At 58.4% G+C, this 5,268-nt stretch carries 2 rRNA genes; both read left to right on the top strand.

Features of this window, described 5'->3' with window-relative positions:
• Window positions 1–99: 99 nt before the first annotated feature.
• Window positions 100–1,622: ribosomal RNA gene (locus tag O2W15_RS23895) — 16S ribosomal RNA — on the top strand.
• 506 nt (window positions 1,623–2,128) lie between these two features.
• A 23S ribosomal RNA gene (locus tag O2W15_RS23890) occupies window positions 2,129–5,251 on the top strand.
• Together the 16S and 23S rRNA genes form the textbook arrangement of a ribosomal RNA operon.
• The last annotated feature ends 17 nt before the right edge of the window (window positions 5,252–5,268 follow it).

Below are 5,268 nucleotides of genomic sequence, written 5' to 3'. Positions count from 1 at the left end.
TATCAATACCCCCATTCGGCGTCCTTCGGGGTGTCGTTGGGATTCCTTTGGTTGATTGAACGAGAGTGCCAACTCTCGGTCTCAGCTGCGATCAAATCATCTACGGAGAGTTTGATCCTGGCTCAGGACGAACGCTGGCGGCGTGCTTAACACATGCAAGTCGAGCGAGGCCCATCCTTCGGGGTGGTGCCCTAGCGGCGAACGGGTGAGTAACACGTGGGCAACCTGCCCTCAGCTCTGGGATAACTCCAAGAAATTGGTGCTAATACCGGATGTGACCGCTGACCGCATGGTCTGGTGGTGGAAAGATTCATCGGCTGAGGATGGGCCCGCGGCCTATCAGCTTGTTGGTGGGGTAATGGCCCACCAAGGCGACGACGGGTAGCCGGCCTGAGAGGGTGACCGGCCACACTGGGACTGAGACACGGCCCAGACTCCTACGGGAGGCAGCAGTGGGGAATATTGCGCAATGGGCGAAAGCCTGACGCAGCGACGCCGCGTGAGGGATGACGGCCTTCGGGTTGTAAACCTCTTTCAGTAGGGACGAAGCGAAAGTGACGGTACCTACAGAAGAAGCACCGGCCAACTACGTGCCAGCAGCCGCGGTAATACGTAGGGTGCAAGCGTTGTCCGGAATTATTGGGCGTAAAGAGCTCGTAGGCGGTCTGTCGCGTCGGCTGTGAAAACCCGAGGCTCAACCTCGGGCCTGCAGTCGATACGGGCAAACTAGAGTACTGCAGGGGAGACTGGAATTCCTGGTGTAGCGGTGAAATGCGCAGATATCAGGAGGAACACCGGTGGCGAAGGCGGGTCTCTGGGCAGTAACTGACGCTGAGGAGCGAAAGCGTGGGGAGCGAACAGGATTAGATACCCTGGTAGTCCACGCCGTAAACGTTGGGCGCTAGGTGTGGGGGCCATTCCACGGTCTCCGTGCCGCAGCTAACGCATTAAGCGCCCCGCCTGGGGAGTACGGCCGCAAGGCTAAAACTCAAAGGAATTGACGGGGGCCCGCACAAGCGGCGGAGCATGTTGCTTAATTCGATGCAACGCGAAGAACCTTACCTAGGCTTGACATGCACGGAAATCTGTCAGAGATGGCAGGTCCTTTAAAGGGTCGTGCACAGGTGGTGCATGGTTGTCGTCAGCTCGTGTCGTGAGATGTTGGGTTAAGTCCCGCAACGAGCGCAACCCTCGTTCTATGTTGCCAGCACGTGATGGTGGGGACTCATAGGAGACTGCCGGGGTCAACTCGGAGGAAGGTGGGGATGACGTCAAATCATCATGCCCCTTATGTCTAGGGCTGCAAACATGCTACAATGGCCGGTACAAAGGGCTGCGATACCGCGAGGTGGAGCGAATCCCAAAAAGCCGGTCTCAGTTCGGATTGGGGTCTGCAACTCGACCCCATGAAGTTGGAGTCGCTAGTAATCGCAGATCAGCAACGCTGCGGTGAATACGTTCCCGGGCCTTGTACACACCGCCCGTCACGTCACGAAAGTCGGTAACGCCCGAAGCCGGTGGCCCAACCCTTGTGGAGGGAGCCGTCGAAGGCGGGATCGGCGATTGGGACGAAGTCGTAACAAGGTAGCCGTACCGGAAGGTGCGGCTGGATCACCTCCTTTCTAAGGAGCACTGGCCGCCACACTCGTGTGGTGGTCCAGAGCCGTGCGCGGATCGTGAAGTGCCTTCAATTGTGGGGGTGCTCGGGTGTTCGTGACGGAGCTCAAGGGTGGAACGCTGACCAGTTCGGCCAGGCGCTCGTCTTGCTGCTAGTACGGCCCTTCGGGGTGTGGAACGTGGTGGGTGTGGGTGGTCTGGTTGTAGGCACGCTGTTGGGTCCTGAGGGAGTGGGCCGGCTCTGCTGGTTCCTGGGTTCGCCTGGGAGTTGGGGGTCGGGTTGCTTGCTCTGTGGGAGGCCTGCTTGTCGTCGTACCGCCCGGATGTGTTCTGGGGCTGGCGGTGGTGGATGGTGGGTCATCTTCCGTACTTTGAGAACTGCACAGTGGACGCGAGCATCTTGTAAGTATTGTTCTGGATATCCGCGCTGGTCCGCGTACATCGCTCACCGAACCTGGCTTTCTGCTGGGGTGCGGGGGTGTTGTGGTGGGCGGGCGTGGGTGTTGTGTGTGGTCAAGTTGTTAAGGGCACACGGTGGATGCCTGGGCACCAGGAGCCGATGAAGGACGTAGGAGGCTGCGATAAGCCTCGGGGAGCTGTCAACCGAGCGTTGATCCGAGGATTTCCGAATGGGGGAACCCCGCACCAGTCATGTGGTGTGACCCGCGCCTGAACACATAGGGCGTGTGGAGGGAACGTGGGGAAGTGAAACATCTCAGTACCCACAGGAAGAGAAAACAACCGTGATTCCGTGAGTAGTGGCGAGCGAAAGCGGATGAGGCTAAACCGATTGCATGCCAAGCCGGCAGGCGTTGTGTGGTCGGGGTCGTGGGACGATTCGGATGGTTCTGCCGAACTGTCAGGGAGTCAGAAAGCCATGTGTTAGTGGAAGGCCTCTGGAAGGGGTCGCCGTAGAGGGTGAGAGCCCCGTACACGAAAACTCATGGCCTCCCGAGTTGTATCCCAAGTAGCACCGAGCCCGTGAAATTCGGTGTGAATCTGGCGGGACCACCCGCTAAGCCTAAATACTCCCTGGTGACCGATAGCGGACAAGTACCGTGAGGGAAAGGTGAAAAGTACCCCGGGAGGGGAGTGAAATAGTACCTGAAACCGTGTGCCTACAAGCCGTGAGAGCCTTATGCGCACTTGTGCGTGGGGGTGATTGCGTGCCTTTTGAAGAATGAGCCTGCGAGTTAGCGGTACGTGGCGAGGTTAACCCGTGTGGGGTAGCCGTAGCGAAAGCGAGTCCGAACAGGGCGTTTGAGTCGCGTGCTCTAGACCCGAAGCCGAGTGATCTACCCATGGCCAGGTTGAAGCGCGGGTAAGACCGCGTGGAGGACCGAACCCACTTAGGTTGAAAACTGAGGGGATGAGCTGTGGGTAGGGGTGAAAGGCCAATCAAACTCGGTGATAGCTGGTTCTCCCCGAAATGCATTTAGGTGCAGCGTCACGTGTTTCTTGCCGGAGGTAGAGCACTGGATGGTCTAGGGGCCCCACAAGGTTACTGAAATCAACCAAACTCCGAATGCCGGTAAGTGAGAGCGTGGCAGTGAGACTGCGGGCGATAAGGTTCGTAGTCGAGAGGGAAACAGCCCAGATCATCAGCTAAGGCCCCTAAGCGTGTGCTAAGTGGAAAAGGATGTGGAGTCGCAGTGACAACCAGGAGGTTGGCTTAGAAGCAGCCACCCTTGAAAGAGTGCGTAATAGCTCACTGGTCAAGTGATTCCGCGCCGACAATGTAGCGGGGCTCAAGCACACCGCCGAAGCTGTGGCATTCACATGAACCCGTCTCTGATTTCGGTCAGTGGCCAGGTGTGTGGATGGGTAGGGGAGCGTCGTGTGGCGATTGAAGCGGCGGAGTGATCCAGCCGTGGACGCCACACGAGTGAGAATGCAGGCATGAGTAGCGAAAGGGGAGTGAGAAACTCCCCCGCCGGATGACCAAGGGTTCCTGGGCCAGGCTAATCCGCCCAGGGTGAGTCGGGACCTAAGGCGAGGCCGACAGGCGTAGTCGATGGACAACGGGTTGATATTCCCGTACCCGCGAAAGAACGCCCATGCTGAACCCAGCGATGCTAACCATCCGAAGCTCGTGACTGCCCTTCGGGGCTGATCGAGTGGAGCGTGGGACCCGGACTGGTAGTAGGCAAGCGATGGGGTGACGCAGGAAGGTAGTCCTACCGGTGAGTGGTAGTACCGGTGCAAGGGTGTGGCCCGCGATGTAGGTAAATCCGCATCGCATACAGGGTGAGGCCCGACGCATAGCCGAATGAGGCGAATTGGATGATCCTATGCTGCCGAGAAAAGCCTCTAGCGAGTTCTTAGCGGCCCGTACCCCAAACCAACTCAGGTGGTCAGGTAGAGAATACCAAGGCGATCGAGCGAACTGTGGTTAAGGAACTCGGCAAAATGCCCCCGTAACTTCGGGAGAAGGGGGGCCATCTGCTGTGAACCGCCTTGCGCGGGGCAGCGGTGGGTGGCCGCAGAGACCAGTGAGAAGCGACTGTTTACTAAAAACACAGGTCCGTGCGAAGTCGAAAGACGATGTATACGGACTGACGCCTGCCCGGTGCTGGAACGTTAAGGGGACGGGTTAGTCCTTCGGGGCGAAGCTCAGAACTCAAGCGCCAGTAAACGGCGGTGGTAACTATAACCATCCTAAGGTAGCGAAATTCCTTGTCGGGTAAGTTCCGACCTGCACGAATGGCGTAACGACTTCTCAGCTGTCTCAACCACAGGCTCGGCGAAATTGCACTACGAGTAAAGATGCTCGTTACGCGCGGCAGGACGGAAAGACCCCGGGACCTTCACTATAGCTTGATATTGGTGTTCGGTTCGGCTTGTGTAGGATAGGTGGGAGACTGTGAAGCGGGCACGCCAGTGTTCGTGGAGTCGCCGTTGAAATACCACTCTGGTCGAATTGGATGTCTAACCTCGGTCCGTGATCCGGATCAGGGACAGTGTCAGGTGGGTAGTTTAACTGGGGCGGTTGCCTCCCAAAATGTAACGGAGGCGCCCAAAGGTTCCCTCAGCCTGGTTGGCAATCAGGTGTCGAGTGCAAGTGCACAAGGGAGCTTGACTGCGAGACCGACGGGTCGAGCAGGAGCGAAAGCTGGGACTAGTGACCCGGCACCGGCATGTGGAAGCGGTGTCGCTCAACGGATAAAAGGTACCCCGGGGATAACAGGCTGATCTTCCCCAAGAGTCCATATCGACGGGATGGTTTGGCACCTCGATGTCGGCTCGTCGCATCCTGGGGCTGGAGTAGGTCCCAAGGGTTGGGCTGTTCGCCCATTAAAGCGGCACGCGAGCTGGGTTTAGAACGTCGTGAGACAGTTCGGTCCCTATCCGCCGCGCGCGTAAGAGACTTGAGAAGAGCTGTCCCTAGTACGAGAGGACCGGGACGGACGAACCTCTGGTGTGCCAGTTGTTCCGCCAGGAGCACTGCTGGTTGGCTACGTTCGGCAGGGATAACCGCTGAAAGCATCTAAGCGGGAAGCTCGCTTCGAGATGAGGTCTCTCACCGGGTCAACCGGGTAAGGCCCCCGCCCAGACCAGCGGGTTGATAGGCCGGAAGTGGAAGCGGCGCAAGTCGTGGAGCTGACCGGTACTAATAGGCCGAGGGCTTGACCACATACTCATCCAGCCCAT

It is taken from the genome of Modestobacter sp. VKM Ac-2979, assembly GCF_026967995.1.
Taxonomy (GTDB): Bacteria; Actinomycetota; Actinomycetes; order Mycobacteriales; family Geodermatophilaceae; genus Modestobacter.
This window is presented reverse-complemented; position numbering and strand designations above follow the sequence as displayed.